General features: G+C 57.8%; 13 protein-coding genes, 2 tRNA genes and 1 rRNA gene. 8 read left to right on the forward strand and 8 right to left on the reverse strand.

All coding sequences use genetic code 11. From position 1 onward, the window contains the following. Positions 1-29 precede the first annotated feature (29 nt). The 5 genes from JFU37_RS09265 to JFU37_RS09285 all read right to left on the reverse strand — a co-directional run bounded on the left by JFU37_RS09265 (position 30) and on the right by JFU37_RS09285 (position 5,426). A tRNA-Ala gene (locus JFU37_RS09265) sits at positions 30-105 on the reverse strand. 30 nt (positions 106-135) lie between these two features. Next, positions 136-212 (reverse strand) — tRNA-Ile (locus JFU37_RS09270). An 82-nt stretch (positions 213-294) separates the two neighbouring features. Next, a 16S ribosomal RNA gene (locus tag JFU37_RS09275) occupies positions 295-1,833 on the reverse strand. Between the two features lie 588 nt (positions 1,834-2,421). After that, complete coding sequence (locus tag JFU37_RS09280; RefSeq protein ID WP_201115010.1) at positions 2,422-3,915, reverse strand: CoA-acylating methylmalonate-semialdehyde dehydrogenase; 1,494 nt, start codon at positions 3,913-3,915, stop codon at positions 2,422-2,424. A gap of 161 nt (positions 3,916-4,076) precedes the next feature. Beyond that, positions 4,077-5,426 carry an aspartate aminotransferase family protein gene (locus tag JFU37_RS09285; protein WP_201115011.1) on the reverse strand — a complete coding sequence of 450 codons (1,350 nt, stop codon included), beginning with the start codon at positions 5,424-5,426 and terminating at the stop codon, positions 4,077-4,079. A gap of 124 nt (positions 5,427-5,550) precedes the next feature. Between JFU37_RS09285 and JFU37_RS09290 the strand changes: the two genes are divergently transcribed. The 5 genes from JFU37_RS09290 to JFU37_RS09310 all read left to right on the forward strand — a co-directional run bounded on the left by JFU37_RS09290 (position 5,551) and on the right by JFU37_RS09310 (position 10,671). Beyond that, positions 5,551-6,471, forward strand: coding sequence for a LysR family transcriptional regulator (locus JFU37_RS09290; RefSeq protein ID WP_007940170.1), 921 nt, complete (start codon positions 5,551-5,553; stop codon positions 6,469-6,471). A gap of 186 nt (positions 6,472-6,657) precedes the next feature. Next, a complete protein-coding gene (locus JFU37_RS09295; RefSeq protein ID WP_201115012.1) occupies positions 6,658-7,308 on the forward strand; it encodes a TetR/AcrR family transcriptional regulator in 651 nt (216 codons plus the stop codon). A 7-nt stretch (positions 7,309-7,315) separates the two neighbouring features. After that, entirely contained in the window at positions 7,316-7,897 is a 582-nt protein-coding gene (locus JFU37_RS09300) for an IMPACT family protein (protein ID WP_201115013.1), read from the forward strand. Positions 7,898-8,380: 483 nt separating this feature from the next. After that, entirely contained in the window at positions 8,381-9,067 is a 687-nt protein-coding gene (locus JFU37_RS09305) for an SDR family oxidoreductase (protein WP_201115014.1), read from the forward strand. 245 nt (positions 9,068-9,312) lie between these two features. Continuing rightward, on the forward strand, positions 9,313-10,671 hold the full coding sequence (locus JFU37_RS09310; RefSeq protein ID WP_201115015.1) for an 8-oxoguanine deaminase: 1,359 nt from the start codon (positions 9,313-9,315) through the stop codon (positions 10,669-10,671). A gap of 114 nt (positions 10,672-10,785) precedes the next feature. On the opposite strand, the gene JFU37_RS09315 is transcribed toward JFU37_RS09310, so the two are convergent. Beyond that, positions 10,786-11,874 (reverse strand): calcium:proton antiporter, encoded by a 1,089-nt coding sequence (locus JFU37_RS09315; RefSeq protein WP_201115016.1) that lies wholly within the window; start codon positions 11,872-11,874, stop codon positions 10,786-10,788. 184 nt (positions 11,875-12,058) lie between these two features. Between JFU37_RS09315 and JFU37_RS09320 the strand changes: the two genes are divergently transcribed. Then, positions 12,059-13,012, forward strand: coding sequence for an adenosine deaminase (locus tag JFU37_RS09320; RefSeq protein ID WP_201115017.1), 954 nt, complete (start codon positions 12,059-12,061; stop codon positions 13,010-13,012). A gap of 140 nt (positions 13,013-13,152) precedes the next feature. On the opposite strand, the gene JFU37_RS09325 is transcribed toward JFU37_RS09320, so the two are convergent. Both JFU37_RS09325 and JFU37_RS09330 read right to left on the reverse strand, forming a co-directional pair. Further along, entirely contained in the window at positions 13,153-13,887 is a 735-nt protein-coding gene (locus JFU37_RS09325; RefSeq protein WP_201115018.1) for an ArsR/SmtB family transcription factor, read from the reverse strand. Between the two features lie 231 nt (positions 13,888-14,118). Next, positions 14,119-15,048: a LysR family transcriptional regulator gene (locus JFU37_RS09330; protein ID WP_201115019.1), complete on the reverse strand. Its 930-nt coding sequence runs from the start codon at positions 15,046-15,048 to the stop codon at positions 14,119-14,121. Between the two features lie 197 nt (positions 15,049-15,245). On the opposite strand from JFU37_RS09330, the gene JFU37_RS09335 reads away from it, so the two are divergent. After that, positions 15,246-16,259: a zinc-binding alcohol dehydrogenase family protein gene (locus JFU37_RS09335; protein ID WP_201115020.1), complete on the forward strand. Its 1,014-nt coding sequence runs from the start codon at positions 15,246-15,248 to the stop codon at positions 16,257-16,259. Between the two features lie 198 nt (positions 16,260-16,457). Then, positions 16,458-16,628, forward strand: coding sequence for a hypothetical protein (locus JFU37_RS09340; RefSeq protein WP_178129551.1), 171 nt, complete (start codon positions 16,458-16,460; stop codon positions 16,626-16,628).

The following is a 16,628-nucleotide window of genomic DNA, read 5'->3' on the forward strand; positions in this document are numbered from 1 at the left end:
TCTAAGCTTTACAATCCAGAAGCAGTTAGTGGTGGAGCCAAACGGGATCGAACCGTTGACCTCCTGCGTGCAAGGCAGGCGCTCTCCCAGCTGAGCTATGGCCCCGTATTTCTACAGGCGTTTCCCACACAAAATTGGTGGGTCTGGGCAGATTCGAACTGCCGACCTCACCCTTATCAGGGGTGCGCTCTAACCAACTGAGCTACAGACCCAATTTCGGGCTGCTTCTTATCGTCTTCTTCAATGAATCAAGCAATTCGTGTGGGAACTTATGGAGCAGCTGATGTCGTCGATTAAGGAGGTGATCCAGCCGCAGGTTCCCCTACGGCTACCTTGTTACGACTTCACCCCAGTCATGAATCACACCGTGGTAACCGTCCTCCCGAAGGTTAGACTAGCTACTTCTGGTGCAACCCACTCCCATGGTGTGACGGGCGGTGTGTACAAGGCCCGGGAACGTATTCACCGCGACATTCTGATTCGCGATTACTAGCGATTCCGACTTCACGCAGTCGAGTTGCAGACTGCGATCCGGACTACGATCGGTTTTCTGGGATTAGCTCCACCTCGCGGCTTGGCAACCCTCTGTACCGACCATTGTAGCACGTGTGTAGCCCAGGCCGTAAGGGCCATGATGACTTGACGTCATCCCCACCTTCCTCCGGTTTGTCACCGGCAGTCTCCTTAGAGTGCCCACCATTACGTGCTGGTAACTAAGGACAAGGGTTGCGCTCGTTACGGGACTTAACCCAACATCTCACGACACGAGCTGACGACAGCCATGCAGCACCTGTCTCAATGTTCCCGAAGGCACCAATCCATCTCTGGAAAGTTCATTGGATGTCAAGGCCTGGTAAGGTTCTTCGCGTTGCTTCGAATTAAACCACATGCTCCACCGCTTGTGCGGGCCCCCGTCAATTCATTTGAGTTTTAACCTTGCGGCCGTACTCCCCAGGCGGTCAACTTAATGCGTTAGCTGCGCCACTAAGAGCTCAAGGCTCCCAACGGCTAGTTGACATCGTTTACGGCGTGGACTACCAGGGTATCTAATCCTGTTTGCTCCCCACGCTTTCGCACCTCAGTGTCAGTATCAGTCCAGGTGGTCGCCTTCGCCACTGGTGTTCCTTCCTATATCTACGCATTTCACCGCTACACAGGAAATTCCACCACCCTCTACCATACTCTAGCTCGACAGTTTTGAATGCAGTTCCCAGGTTGAGCCCGGGGATTTCACATCCAACTTAACGAACCACCTACGCGCGCTTTACGCCCAGTAATTCCGATTAACGCTTGCACCCTCTGTATTACCGCGGCTGCTGGCACAGAGTTAGCCGGTGCTTATTCTGTCGGTAACGTCAAAACAATTACGTATTAGGTAACTGCCCTTCCTCCCAACTTAAAGTGCTTTACAATCCGAAGACCTTCTTCACACACGCGGCATGGCTGGATCAGGCTTTCGCCCATTGTCCAATATTCCCCACTGCTGCCTCCCGTAGGAGTCTGGACCGTGTCTCAGTTCCAGTGTGACTGATCATCCTCTCAGACCAGTTACGGATCGTCGCCTTGGTGAGCCATTACCTCACCAACTAGCTAATCCGACCTAGGCTCATCTGATAGCGCAAGGCCCGAAGGTCCCCTGCTTTCTCCCGTAGGACGTATGCGGTATTAGCGTCCGTTTCCGAGCGTTATCCCCCACTACCAGGCAGATTCCTAGGCATTACTCACCCGTCCGCCGCTCGCCACCAGGTACAAGTACCCGTGCTGCCGCTCGACTTGCATGTGTTAGGCCTGCCGCCAGCGTTCAATCTGAGCCATGATCAAACTCTTCAGTTCAAACATCTTTGGGTTTTTAAGAAACCCTAAACTTGGCTCAGCAATCGTTGGTTACATCTTTGATTTCTCGCGGAGTAACTTGTGATGCTGATAATCTTGTTGACCATCAGTCTGACTCCACAAGCACCCACACGAATTGCTTGATTCAGTTGTTAAAGAGCGGTTGGTTGAGTCTTTCGTCTCGACCGAGGCGCGCATTCTACAGCAGCCTCTGTTGCTGTCAAGCGGTTATTTTCCGAAGCTTTCAAAGTTTCCTTTGTAACTTCAACCACTTGCGCTTTCGATCTCTCGTTAGCGGGAGGCGAATTCTACAGCGTTACTCGCTGCTGTCAACACCTCTTTTTCAACTCCTTGCGCGCTTCGATGACCTGAAGCAACTTGCTGCCGAAAACTGCGTAACTCATTGTTTACCAAGGAGTTTTCCGTTTCGACTGCGCCGGAAGTGGGGCGAATTATAGACGTCTGGAATCTGCCGTCAACACCTATCTTCACAATTCTGTCATCTAGGTTAGAAAACCCCGGAAACGCGAAGGCCGGCGCCCCTTTCACAAAGGGTGCCGGCCTTCTTCCCAGCTACTTATAAGCTACTTACAAGCTAGGGAACGCGAATTGCGACGCTTCATGGCTCGCGCGCTGCGGCCAGCGCTGAGTGATGGCCTTGCGACGGGTATAGAAACGCACGCCATCCGGACCATAAGCATGCAAGTCGCCAAACAACGAACGCTTCCAGCCACCGAAGCTGTGATAAGCCACTGGCACCGGCAGGGGCACGTTAACGCCGACCATGCCGACTTCGATTTCGTCGCAGAACAACCGCGCCGCTTCCCCGTCACGGGTAAAGATGCAGGTGCCGTTGCCGTACTCGTGATCGTTAATCAGCTGCATCGCCTCTTCCAGGCTGTTGACCCGAACGACACACAGCACCGGCCCGAAGATCTCTTCTTTATAGATGCGCATTTCTGGCGTGACGTTATCGAACAGGCAGCCGCCCAGGAAGAAGCCGTCCTCATGACCGGCCACGATCAGACCACGACCATCGACCACCAACGAAGCACCGGCAGCAACGCCGTCTTCTATATAGCCACTGACTTTGTCGCGAGCCTGACCGGAAACCAGTGGCCCCATGTCCAGACCACACGTCGTCCCGGCGCCGATTTTCAACGCCTTGATCTGCGGAGTCAGTTTGGCCACCAACGCATCCGCCACCTGATCACCCACGCACACGGCCACCGAGATCGCCATGCAACGCTCACCGCAAGAACCATAAGCGGCGCCCATCAATGCGCTGACCGCGTTATCCAGATCCGCATCCGGCATCAGCACTGCATGGTTCTTCGCGCCGCCCAGTGCCTGAACGCGCTTGCCGCGCTTGGTGCCTTCGGCGTAGATGTACTCGGCAATCGGCGTCGAACCGACAAAGCTCAGCGCTTTGACTTCCGGTGCTTCGATCAGTGCGTCCACCGCAGCCTTGTCACCATGCACGACGCTCAGCACGCCTTTAGGCAGACCGGCCTCGATCAACAACTGAGCAATCAGCAGCGTCGAGCTTGGATCACGCTCGGACGGCTTGAGGATGAAGCAGTTGCCGCAGACGATCGCCAGCGGATACATCCACAGCGGCACCATCGCCGGGAAGTTGAACGGTGTAATACCGGCAACCACACCCAGCGGCTGGAAGTCCGACCAGGCATCAATGTTCGGGCCGACGTTACGGCTGTATTCGCCCTTGAGGATTTCCGGCGCCGCGCAAGCGAACTCAACGTTCTCGATGCCGCGTTTCAGTTCGCCTGCCGCATCTTCCAGCGTCTTGCCGTGTTCTTCGCTGATCAGCTGAGCGATACGCGCCTCGTTCTGTTCCAGTAATTGCTTAAAGCGAAACATCACCTGCGCACGCTTGGCCGGCGGCGTGTTGCGCCAGGCCGGAAACGCAGCTTTAGCCGAGTCGATAGCTTTCTGAATGGTTTCGCGGCTGGCCAATGGCAGCTTGTGTATCACCTGGCCGGTAGACGGGTTGAACACGTCGGCCGTGCGACCTTCTTCGGTCACCAGTTCGCCATTGATCAAATGCGGGATAAGGCTCATGCGGGGCTCCTGAAAAGTTGTCCACAGGCGCCTGCTTCGGGACGCCTGCTATATAAAAGTTGTTCTGTAGGAGCGAGCTTGCTCGCGATAGTGTGTCAGTCGATGCTGATGTAGCTGACAGATCTTCGCGAGCAAGCTCGCTCCTACAGATTGCGTGTCGATCAGTCGATTTTGTTCAGTACTTCGCCGACCGCGTCGAACAGACGATCAAGGTCTTGCGGCTTGCTGTTGAACGTTGGGCCAAACTGCAGGGTGTCGCCGCCAAAACGAACGTAGAACCCGGCTTTCCACAATGCCATGCCCGCTTCGAACGGACGCACGATTGCATCGCCGTCACGCGGTGCGATCTGGATCGCACCGGCCAGGCCGTAGTTACGAATGTCGATGATGTTTTTCGAACCTTTCAGACCGTGCAGCGCATTTTCGAAATGCGGTGCGACTTCAGCCACGCTCTGTACCAGGTTTTCCTTTTGCAGCAGGTCGAGTGCTGCCAGGCCAGCGGCGCAAGCCACCGGGTGCGCGGAGTAGGTATAACCGTGCGGAAATTCCACTGCGTACTCAGGCGTCGCCTGGTTCATGAATGTCTGGTAGATCTCGGAGCTGGCAATCACGGCGCCCATCGGAATCGCGCCGTTGGTGACTTGCTTGGCGATGCACATCAAATCCGGGGTGACGCCAAAGGTGTCGGCACCGAACATTTTGCCGGTTCGGCCGAAACCGGTGATCACTTCGTCGAATACCAACAGGATGTTGTGCTGATCGCAGATCTCGCGCAGACGCTTGAGGTAACCCTGTGGCGGAACCAGCACGCCAGCGGAACCGGCGAGTGGCTCAACGAATACGGCGGCGATGTTCGACGCATCGTGCAGTTCGATCAGCTTCAGCAGCTCATCGGCCAAAGCGATACCACCCAACTCCGGCATGCCACGCGAGTAGGCATTGCTCGCCAGCAATGTGTGCGGCAGGTGATCGACGTCCATCATCGCCTGACCGAACATTTTGCGGTTGCCGTTCACGCCACCCAGGCTGGTGCCGGCGATGTTCACACCGTGGTAACCACGGGCACGCCCGATCATTTTGGTCTTGGTCGCCTGGCCTTTCAGACGCCAGTAAGCGCGGACCATCTTCACGGCGGTATCGGCGCACTCAGAGCCCGAGTCGGTGAAGAACACGTGGTTCAGATTGCCCGGCGTCAGGTCAGTGATTTTCTCAGCCAACTGGAACGACAGCGGGTGGCCGTACTGGAAGCCTGGCGAGTAATCGAGGGTGCCCAATTGCTTGGCGACCGCTTCCTGGATTTCTTTTCGCGTGTGGCCAGCGCCGCAAGTCCACAAACCGGACAGCGAGTCATACACCTTGCGGCCCTTGTCGTCTGTCAGCCAGCTGCCTTCAGCCGCCACGATCAGTCGCGGGTCGCGCTGGAAATTGCGGTTGGCGGTGTAGGGCATCCAGTGAGCATCAAGCTTGAGCTGACTGGCCAGGGAAGTCGGGGCGTTTTCAGGCAAGTTCATGGGCAAAACCTCGCAGAGCGATTAGCGGCGTGGAGATGAAAAGCGTTCTTGCAGCTAAATTGCCACGGGGATAAAGTCGGTGAAATTCAATTTTTCAAACCTTCAGTCAGGCCACCACTAAACTATGAGTACTCGTCGCCCCGATCCGCTGGCACAAGTCAGTGACTTTGATATCCGCTTGCTGCGGATTTTTCGCAGTGTGGTGGAGTGCGGCGGTTTCTCTGCGGCGGAATCGGTGCTGGGCATCGGTCGTTCGGCCATCAGCCAGCAGATGAGCGATCTGGAGCAACGCCTTGGTCTGCGCTTATGCCAACGCGGTCGCGCTGGCTTTTCCCTGACCGAGGAAGGCCGCGAGGTTTACCAATCGGCGTTGCAACTATTAAGTGCGCTGGAAAGTTTCCGCACCGAGGTCAACGGTCTGCACCAACACTTGCGCGGCGAATTGACGATTGGCCTGACCGATAACCTGGTCACCCTCCCCCACATGCGCATTACCCACGCGCTGGCCCAATTAAAAGAACGCGGGCCGGATGTGCAGATCCAGATCCGCATGATCGCGCCCAACGAAGTCGAACAAGGAGTACTCGACGGCCGCCTGCATGTTGGGGTGGTGCCGCAGGCCAGCGCATTGTCGGGGCTGGAGTATCAACCGCTCTATAGCGAACGCTCGCTGCTGTATTGCGCGGTCGGCCATCCGCTGTTTTATGTCGACGACAAACAACTGGACGACGAACGCCTCAACAGCCAGGACGCCATTGCGCCGACCTTCCGTTTACCCGCTGAGATTCAGGCCCATTACCAGGCCCTCAATTGCACCGCCAGTGCATCGGACCGCGAAGGCATGGCGTTCCTGATCCTTACCGGCCGTTACATTGGTTACTTGCCGGATCACTACGCCAGTCTCTGGGTGCAACAAGGACGCCTGCGCGCACTGAAACCCAAAGCACGCTTCTATGACCTGAGCCTCGCATCCGTCACGCGCAAGGGAAGACGCCCCCATTTGGTGCTGGAAAGTTTTCTGGAGAGCCTGGCGGCTACACGCTGAAGACTTGTGGGAGCGGGCTTGCTCGCGAAGGCTGTGTGCCAGTCGCCATTTCTATTGCCTGACACACCGCCTTCGCGAGCAAGCCCGCTCCCACAGGGAAGGTTTTATCGCCACAACACTTGTCTGATGCCCATGGGTGCGCTATCAACGCACTCGCTGCACCCACCTACCTGTTCGGAAGTGCCTATGACCTTTGAAGTCCCCGCTCACGGCGGCAAGCCTGCCAGCCGCATTCGTCAGAAGAACGAAGAGACCATCATCAAAGCCGCCGAAGACGAGTTCGCTCGTCACGGGTTCAAAGGCACGAGCATGAACACCATCGCCCTGAATGCCGGGTTGCCGAAAGCGAACCTGCATTACTACTTCACCAACAAACTGGGTTTGTACGTGGCGGTGTTGAGCAACATCATCGAGTTGTGGGACAGCACCTTCAATACCCTGACTGCCGAGGATGATCCGGCCGAAGCACTGACCCGGTACATCCGCGCCAAGATGGAATTTTCCCGTCGTCAGCCGCAAGCCTCACGGATCTTCGCGATGGAAGTCATCAGCGGCGGCGAATGCCTGACCGAGTATTTCAATCAGGATTATCGCGCCTGGTTCCAGGGTCGGGCGGCGGTGTTCCAGGCGTGGATCGACGCCGGAAAAATGGACCCGGTCGACCCGGTAAACCTGATCTTCCTGTTGTGGGGCAGTACCCAGCACTATGCTGATTTCGCCACGCAGATCTGCCGCGTCAGCGGGCGCACCAAGTTGACCAAGCAGGACATGGAAGACGCCGGCAACAACCTGATCCGCATCATTCTCAAGGGCTGCGGCCTGACACCTGTCATCTAAGACTCTTATGCCATTTACCCTCAGCGGTTTTTGCGAACACCGCGAAGAAATTCGCAAAAGCCGTTTCATTACCTTCGCCGCGCCGATATCCAGCCCGGCTGAAGCCCAGGCGTTCATCGAACAGCACAGTGACTTGAATGCCACGCACAATTGCTGGGCCTGGAAGCTCGGCGATCAATACCGCAGCACCGATGACGGCGAACCCGGCGGCACCGCTGGCCGACCGATTCTGGCAGCGATCGACGCGCAGGATTGTGATCAGGTCGTGGTGCTGGTGATTCGCTGGTATGGCGGCATTCAACTCGGTACCGGCGGCCTGGCCCGAGCGTATGGCGGCGGTGCCAACAAGTGCCTGCAAGCAGCACCGAAAGTTGAACTGATCAGTCGAGTACCGGTGAGTTGCGCCTGTGGGTTTGGTGAACTGCCCCTGGTAAAACTTCGGGTAGCGGAACTGGGCGGGTTGGTGCTGGAAGAAACCTTCACCGCCAACGGCGTTGAACTGCAATTGGCGATTGGCCAAGCGCAGATCGACACGTTGCAATCGCAGCTGGCGGATTTGAGTCGCGGGCGCATTCTGTTGCAGCACTAATCGCACCAACAACGCCAACAGCCCTTCTGCCAAACGGATCTACTTGCCCACATCTGCTGTGCACCCGGCTGTGGATAACCTGAGCACACCCGGCTGTAACCCTTCTGTCATGCGGCTTTGCGGGCTTTGCTCGTTTTTCGTTCAATTCATCATCGAAAATATTAAATCCATATAAAAACAATTAGTTAGATCGGTTTATCACCTTTAGAAGAAAGCCCGACAATGCTTATGCCCGAGCTTTGAGCTTGCGCACAAATACTGTGGAGCAATCTGTGGATAACCCGTTCATGATCGCCGCGGCCCCATGCCCGGTATGGTTTACCGTCAACTGCTCATTTTTTGATCAATTGATCACCGGCAACCACGAGCCTGATCAACGGCTTCGCGCCCACTTGGCGTCTGGTTCTGAATTAATATTGCAACAACGACTCGGGCAACGTTGTCCATTGAATCCGTGATTCTCTTTTATCGAGGAAGCCACTCATGTCTACGGCAAAAACCGCACTCATCATCGGCGCGTCCCGGGGGCTGGGCCTCGGCCTGGTGAAAACCCTGCTGGCCGACGGTTGGCAAGTCACCGCCACCGTGCGCAATCCGCAGAACGCTGAAGTTTTGCAGTCCTTGGGCAAGGTGCGGATCGAAAAACTCGACATGGATGATCAGCAGGCAGTCAGCGCTTTAAGCCAACAGCTTAAGGGCGAAGTGTTCGACTTGTTGTTCGTGAATGCCGGGGTCAAGGGGCCGGAGGTTCAAACCCCGGGCGGCGCGACGCTGGCCGAAGTCGGGCAACTGTTTTTCACCAATGCCGTGGCGCCGATCAATCTGGCTCAGCGCTTTGTCGGGCAGATCCGTCCTGAGACCGGCGTATTGGCGTTCATGAGTTCGGTGCTGGGCAGCGTGACGATGCCGGATGCGCCGGAGCTGGCGTTGTACAAGGCGAGCAAAGCGGCACTGAACTCGATGACCAACAGCTTTGTGACGCAATTGGGCGAGCAGAAACTGACCGTGCTGTCGCTGCATCCGGGCTGGGTTAAAACCGACATGGGGGGCGAAGGCGCAGATATCGATGTGGAAACCAGTACCCGCGGATTGGTCGATCAGGTGAACGCCTATACCGGCAAGGGTGGGCATTATTTTGTGAATTACAGGGGTGAAACCATTCCCTGGTAACACCGCCCCCCTGTAGGAGCGAGCTTGCTCGCGAGGGTGTGTCAGTCGACTTCAATGTAGCTGGCACACCCTCGCGAGCAAGCTCGCTCCCACAAGGTTATCCATCGTCCTGTCGGGCGATACTTGCCCATCGAGCGTTTTTGTTCGAAACTCCGAACCTCGTCCCCCGCGACGACCCTGGATCAGCAGACAGGGTAATCACTGAGCTGGCTAACCTGAACCCACTTTCAGAGGAGCCGGCCAACATGCCTGCGACCCGTACCTGGTTAAAAAATCCCCTCGCGATCTTCACTGCCAATGGCCTCGATGCCCGTGGCGGCCTGGTGCTGCATGACGGTTTGATCGTCGAAGTGCTTGCCGCCGGCCAGCAACCGTCTGCGCCCTGTGGACAAGTCTTCGATGCCCGCGAACATGTGATTCTGCCGGGGCTGATCAACACCCATCACCATTTCTATCAAACCCTCACCCGCGCCTGGGCGCCGGTGGTCAATCAGCCATTGTTCCCTTGGTTGAAAACCCTGTACCCGGTCTGGGCACGCCTCACCCCTGAAAAACTCGCCCTCGCCACTAAAGTCGCGTTGGCCGAGCTGCTGCTGTCCGGCTGCACCACCGCCGCCGATCATCATTATCTGTTTCCGGAAGGCCTGGAAAACGCGATCGACGTGCAAGTCGACAGTGTTCGCGAACTGGGCATGCGCGCCATGCTGACCCGTGGTTCCATGAGCCTCGGTGAAAAGGACGGTGGCTTGCCGCCGCAGCAGACTGTTCAGGAAGGCGAAGTGATCCTCGCCGACAGCCAGCGCTTGATTGCCGCGTACCACGAACGTGGCGATGGCGCGCAAATCCAGATCGCCCTGGCGCCCTGCTCGCCGTTCTCCGTGACGCCGCAAATCATGTCCGCCAGCGCCGAACTGGCGAATAAACTCGACGTGCGCCTGCACACGCACCTCGCCGAAACCCTCGACGAAGAAGACTTCTGCCTGCAACGTTTCGGCCTGCGCACCGTCGATTATCTGGACAGCGTCGGCTGGCTCGGCCCACGCACTTGGCTGGCGCACGGCATCCATTTCAACCCGGATGAAATCGCCCGCCTCGGCGCAGCCGGCACCGGCATTTGCCATTGCCCGAGTTCGAACATGCGCCTGGCGTCCGGCATTTGCCCGACGCTGGACCTGACCGACGCTGGCGCGTTGCTGGGGCTTGGCGTGGACGGCTCGGCATCCAACGATGCGTCGAACATGATGCTGGAAACCCGTCAGGCACTTTATCTCCAGCGGTTGCGTTATGGCGCCGAGAAGATCACGCCAGAGTTGGTACTGGGCTGGGCGACCAAGGGCTCGGCGGGTTTGCTGGGGCGTACGGATATTGGCGAACTGGCGGTGGGCAAACAAGCAGACCTGGCGTTGTTCAAGCTCGATGAGCTGCGTTTTTCCGGCAGTCATGATCCGGTTTCGGCATTGCTGCTGTGCGGCGCGGATCGGGCGGATCGGGTGATGATTGGCGGCAAGTGGCGAGTGATTGATGGCCAGGTTGAAGGGCTGGATTTGAAGGGATTGATTGCCGATCACAGTCAGGCGGCCAGGCAGCTGATCGCTGGCACTTGACCCAACACCTACCCCTGTAGGAGCGAGCTTGCTCGCGATGGTGTGTCAGCTACATCGATATCAACTGACAGACCATCGCGAGCAAGCTCGCTCCTACAGTGTTATGTGGTGGCCTTAGAGGCCGAGCAACGACAACATGATGAACGTCGCGAACAGCACGAAGTGGGTCATGCCTTCGATGGCGTTGGTTTCGCCATCGTTGAGGTTGATCGCGCTGGCGATCAGGGTGAGGAAGACCATCACGGTCTGCACCGGGGTCATGGCCATCTGAAACGGCTGGCCGGTGTAGAGCGCCATCGCTTCCATCACCGGCACCGTCAGGATGACCGTCGACAGCGATGCGCCCATGGCGATGTTAACCACCGACTGCATGCGGTTGGCCAGTGCCGCCCGCAACGCTGTCAGAATCTCCGGCGCCGCCGATATCGCCGCCACCAGAATCGCCGTGATGACTGGGGGGGCACCGGTTCCTTCCAGGCCCAGATCGAGGGTCTTGGACATCACCTCGGCCAATGCGCCGATCACCACCACGCCGAACACCAACGTCCCGATACTCAGCCCAAGATTGACCGGTTCAGGGGCCTCATCTGGCACTTTCTTGCGGCGTTTTTCCGGGTAGCTGTAGCTGAAAAAATAGCTGTGCGGCCCGACCTGCATGCGCAGAAACAAGGTGTAGAGCACGACCATCGCGCCAATGGTAAAGCCCGAATACATCTTCCAGTTCGCTTCCGGGATGAACTCCGGCACCACCATGGAAACCCCCATGGCGGTGAGGATCATCACGCTGTAGCTGCGTGCCGAGTCATCGTTGTAGGACTGTTCGCCATGCTTGATTCCGCCCATCAACGCAGCGAGGCCGAGGATCCCGTTGATGTCGAGCATGACCGCCGAATAGATCGTGTCGCGTACCAGGGTCTTTGATGCCTCGTTGCTCATCATGATCGCCAGAATGACCACTTCCACCAGCACGGCGGCCAGGGTCAGGATCATTGTCCCGTAGGGATCGCCGACTTTTTCGGCGAGCAGTTCGGCTTGATGGGCGACGCGCATGGAGGCGGCGACAATGAAGGCGATCAGCACCAGCCCGGACGCCAGCGCGACAGGCTGGCCACTGTTGAGCATCCAGTGCTCCATCGGATAAGCGGCGACGGCAGCGATCAGGGCCAGCAGCAGAAACGTTTCTTGCTTGAGAAGTGTGAACATTGCTGGCCTTTTTACCGAGTGGCGCGCAATCAGCGTGGTGAACTAATGACTACAGGGTGACGCTAACGTTTCGTTACACCTTAGCGCACCCAACATGGCGGGATGAACCGGCTGGTCAGGTTTTACCAATTGTTGCAGCGAGCATCTGTAGAATGTCGTCATTGCACCTGATGAGATTTCAACAATGTACGATTGGCTGAACGCCCTGCCCAAGGCAGAACTGCACCTGCACCTGGAGGGTTCGCTAGAGCCTGAGTTGCTGTTCGCCCTGGCCGAACGCAACAAGATCGCCCTGCCGTGGAGCGATGTCGAAACCCTGCGCAAGGCTTACGCCTTCAACAACCTGCAAGAGTTTCTCGACCTGTATTACCAGGGCGCCGACGTGTTGCGCACCTCCCAGGATTTCTATGACCTGACCTGGGCGTACCTGCTGCGCTGCAAGGCGCAGAATGTGATTCACACCGAACCGTTCTTCGACCCACAGACCCACACCGACCGTGGCGTGCCGTTCGAAGTGGTGCTCAATGGCATTGCCGCCGCACTGAAGGATGGTGAGCAGCAGCTAGGCATCACCAGCGGTTTGATCCTGAGTTTCCTGCGCCATTTGAGCGAAGAAGAAGCCGAGAAAACCCTCGACCAGGCGCTGCCGTTCCGCGATGCATTTATCGCTGTCGGCCTGGACAGCTCCGAGATGGGACACCCGCCGAGCAAGTTCCAGCGCGTGTTTGATCGCGCCCGTCACGAAGGCTTCCTGACCGTCGCCCACGCCGGTGAAGAAGGCCCGCCCGAATACATCTGGGAAGCCCTCGACCTGCTGAAAATCCAGCGCATCGACCATGGCGTGCGCGCCATCGAAGACGAACGCTTGATGCAGCGGATCATCGACGAACAAATCCCGCTGACCGTGTGCCCGCTGTCGAACACCAAGCTTTGCGTGTTCGATCACATGTCCCAGCACAACATTCTCGACATGCTTGAGCGTGGCGTGAAAGTGACCGTGAACTCGGATGACCCGGCGTACTTCGGCGGTTATGTGACCGAGAACTTCCACGCGTTGTACACCGATCTGGGCATGACTCAGGATCAGGCCAAGCGTCTGGCACAGAACAGCCTGGATGCGCGGTTGGTGAAACCGTAAGGTCACCGCCAAACCAATGTGGGAGCGAGCCTGCTCGCGAAGCGGTAGGTCATTCAGCATTTATGTTGAATGTGAAGGCCCTTTCGCGAGCAGGCTCGCTCCCACAGGTTATGACCTGGGCGCAGCTCCTCCCAATGGTTCTAAAGCGCCACTTCCAGCTCGGTTTCCTTGGCAAAACGATGGATTTCACGTTGCCCTGAGGCCGTGATTTGCAAGGCTCGCGAATCGTTGGGCAGGCTCAGCCAGCCCGACTGCATGAACAACTGCAACAATGCCGCCCCCAATGCCCCCCCCATGTGCGGGCGTCTTTCGCTCCAGTCGGGACACGCGCAAGCGACGCTGCTGTTGCGATGAGCCAGCGCCTGGATGAAGACCCCCCGTGTCGCCAATTGCGTGGCGCCCTTGTGCGTGATCATCACCCGCTGCTCGAATTGCTCGATCCAGCCCGCATCCAGTAGACGCTGGTACAGATCGGCGGCCAGGGTGCCGCCTAGATGGTCGTCGCACAGCCTGGCGCGCAGTAATGACGAAGGCGCCGCCTGAGGCTTGGCGGTTGGGGTTGATCGTTTGAAAATGTCCGGGACGTCCCGTGGCGTGCTGGCAAGTGTGGCACTGGCCAATGCTTCTATCGCGGCACCAATCTCGGGCGCGGCAAGTCGAAAGAATCGCTTGCGCCCGCGCGGTTCGACTTTCAACAGACCTCCGGCGAGCAAGCGCCCCAGGTGTGCACTGGCCGAAGACGGCGACAGACCGGCCAGCAAGGCCAGCTCTTCGGTCTGCCGCGCCGCGCCGTCCATCAAGGCCCACATCATTGCGCTGCGCTTTGGGTCAGCCAGCAATGTGGCGATCTGGCTGATGCAAGGTGCATGTTCCATGTATTCACTCCCTGTTGAATCGTTTCGTCTACTGCTCTCAGACATCTTGACCAGTAATGTGTCATCGGCCAAGACGGGGAAACCGCCATAACCCGGGCAAAGCCATCCACTCACATCGACGGTGCGTACATGAGGCGAGCGCTAGTATAGGCGGGTTAACCGCCGGTTCCTGCCCTAGGAGAACCGTTGCTGGTGATAGTTCCTGAGGGAAATTTCTCTATTTGCCTGCGACTAATGATCCGAGCCCGAAAACAGCGGATATTGACTACTTAACCGGGCGCATCGGCTGGCAAGCATATCCCGCAAAAGGTTCACCGGCTTACTGAGTTGTGCGCGATGGGCGCACAGCAGATTCAGCGGAGCGCGCTCACAGAGCAGCTCCGGCATCAGTACTTTCAATCGGCCTGCCAACACATCGGCACCGACGTCAAGCCAGGACTTGTAAGCGATCCCGGCGCCCGCCACGGCCCACAGTCGCACCACATCGGCATCGTCGCTGAAGCGATCACCGCTGACGGTCAGGCTGACCTCGCGCTTGCCATCGTGAAAACTCCAGTGATCGTGGACCCGACTGCCGAGCATGAACAGCAGGCAATTGTGCTGAGCCAGTTGCTCCAGGTGTTTCGGTTCGCCATGACGCGCCAGGTAGCTCGGGGCCGCACAGAGCACGCGGCGATTCTGCGGGGCGATGGGCAGCGCCACCAGACTTGAGTCTTCCGGCTCGCCGTAACGCAGGGCAATGTCCACCGGTTGGCGGAACAGGTCGGCGATGCGGTCCCCCAGCAGCAAACGAACGCTGAGTTTCGGGTGCTCACGCTGAAACTCGTCCAGCCATGGCAGCAGCAGGTTACGGCCGAAATCAGAAGGCGCCGACAACTGCAAAATCCCACTGACCTGATCCTGACCACTGGCCAACAAACGGCGGCCCTCATCGAGATTGCTCAAGGCCGCGCGGGCGTATTCGAGAAATCCCTCGCCCTCAGCGGTCAGGCGCAGGCTGCGGGTTGAACGCGCGAGCAAACGGGCGCCGAGCTGATGCTCGATACGTTTCAACGCCGCACTGGCCACCGCCGCCGACATGTCCATCACCCGTGCAGCCGCCGACAGACTGCCCAGGTCCGCCGCCCGGACGAACACCTGCAAGTCATCGAAACGCAGCATCTTTAGCCTCGATTATCAAAAATATATTGAAAGAGCCTGCTCTTTTAGCGGGTTTTATCTAGCAGATAAATAGCCAATCATCTTCCCCATCGAAATCATCCCGTTTCCGAAGTCGATCAGGTCCCAGCTTTCACCGACCTCAAGCGCTTGCGCTCCCTGGCGTGATCCCTTCTTCTCTTACTTTTCAGGAACCCCATATGAAAGCCATTGCCTACTACGCCTCTTTGCCGATCAGCGACACACAATCCCTGCAAGACGTTGAGCTCCCTGAACCGGTCGCCGGCCCGCGTGACCTGTTGGTGGAAGTCAAAGCCATCTCGGTCAACCCGGTGGACACCAAGGTCCGTCAGAACGTCCAGCCTGAAGACGGTACGGCGAAGGTGCTGGGCTGGGACGTGGCCGGCGTGGTCAAGTCTGTTGGCAGTGAAGTGACACTGTTCAAGGCCGGCGACAAGGTGTTTTACGCCGGTTCCATCGCCCGCGCGGGCGGCAACAGTGAACTGCACGTGGTGGATGAGCGGATCGTGGGTCATATGCCAAAAACCCTCGGTTTCGCCGAAGCCGCCGCGCTGCCGCTGACCGCCATTACCGCGTGGGAACTGCTCTTCGAACGCCTGCAAGTACGCGAAGGTAAAACCGATGAAGGCCAAAGCCTGCTGATCGTCGGTGCGGCCGGCGGTGTCGGTTCGATCCTCACGCAACTGGCCAGTCAGCTGACCGGGCTGAAGGTGATCGGCACCGCGTCCCGCCCGCTGACCCAGCGCTGGGTGGGTGAACTGGGTGCCGACCTGGTGATCGATCACAGCCAGCCGCTGAACGAAGAACTCAAGCGCGCCGGCCTTGATCATGTGACCCACGTCGCGAGCCTGACCCAGACCGATCACCATCTGGATCAATTGGTCGAGGCGCTGGCACCGCAAGGCAAACTGGCGCTGATCGATGATCCGAAGGCGCTGGATGTGACCAAGCTCAAACGCAAGAGCCTGTCGCTGCATTGGGAATTCATGTACACCCGCTCGCTGTTCGAAACCGCGGACATGATCGAGCAGCACACACTGCTTAACCGCGTGGCCGAGCTGATTGACGCCGGGACACTTAAAACCACGGTGGGCGAGCATTTCGGAACCATCAATGCAGCGAATTTGCGTCGCGCCCACGAACTGCTGGAAAGCGGCAAGTCCAAGGGCAAGATTGTGCTTGAAGGGTTCTAAAGATCAAAAGATCGCAGCCTGCGGCAGCTCCTACGAGGATTGGAGTGCATCAAAAATCCCTGTAGGAGCTGGCGAAGCCTGCGATCTTTTGATCTTCGAACCGTCAGTCCGAGAGTTGACCGTTGTCACAATTGCGATCGTATTCAGGTCTACAATCGAAACCTCTGCGATGCAATCTTTTACGAAAGGAGGTCAGCAATGAAGATCCTGATAAAAGAAATGGCAAAATCCCAGTGGCAGGTCCGCTTGGACCAACATGCGGTGACGTTCCGTAGCGAAGCCGAAGCCCGCGCGTTCACCCGCACACTAGAAGCACGTCTGTACGCCCCTCATCAAATTCCAGACCGCCAGCAGCGCGCCGCTGGTTAA

The sequence above is a fragment of the Pseudomonas sp. TH41 genome (assembly GCF_016650695.1).
In the GTDB taxonomy this organism is placed as follows: Bacteria; Pseudomonadota; Gammaproteobacteria; order Pseudomonadales; family Pseudomonadaceae; genus Aquipseudomonas.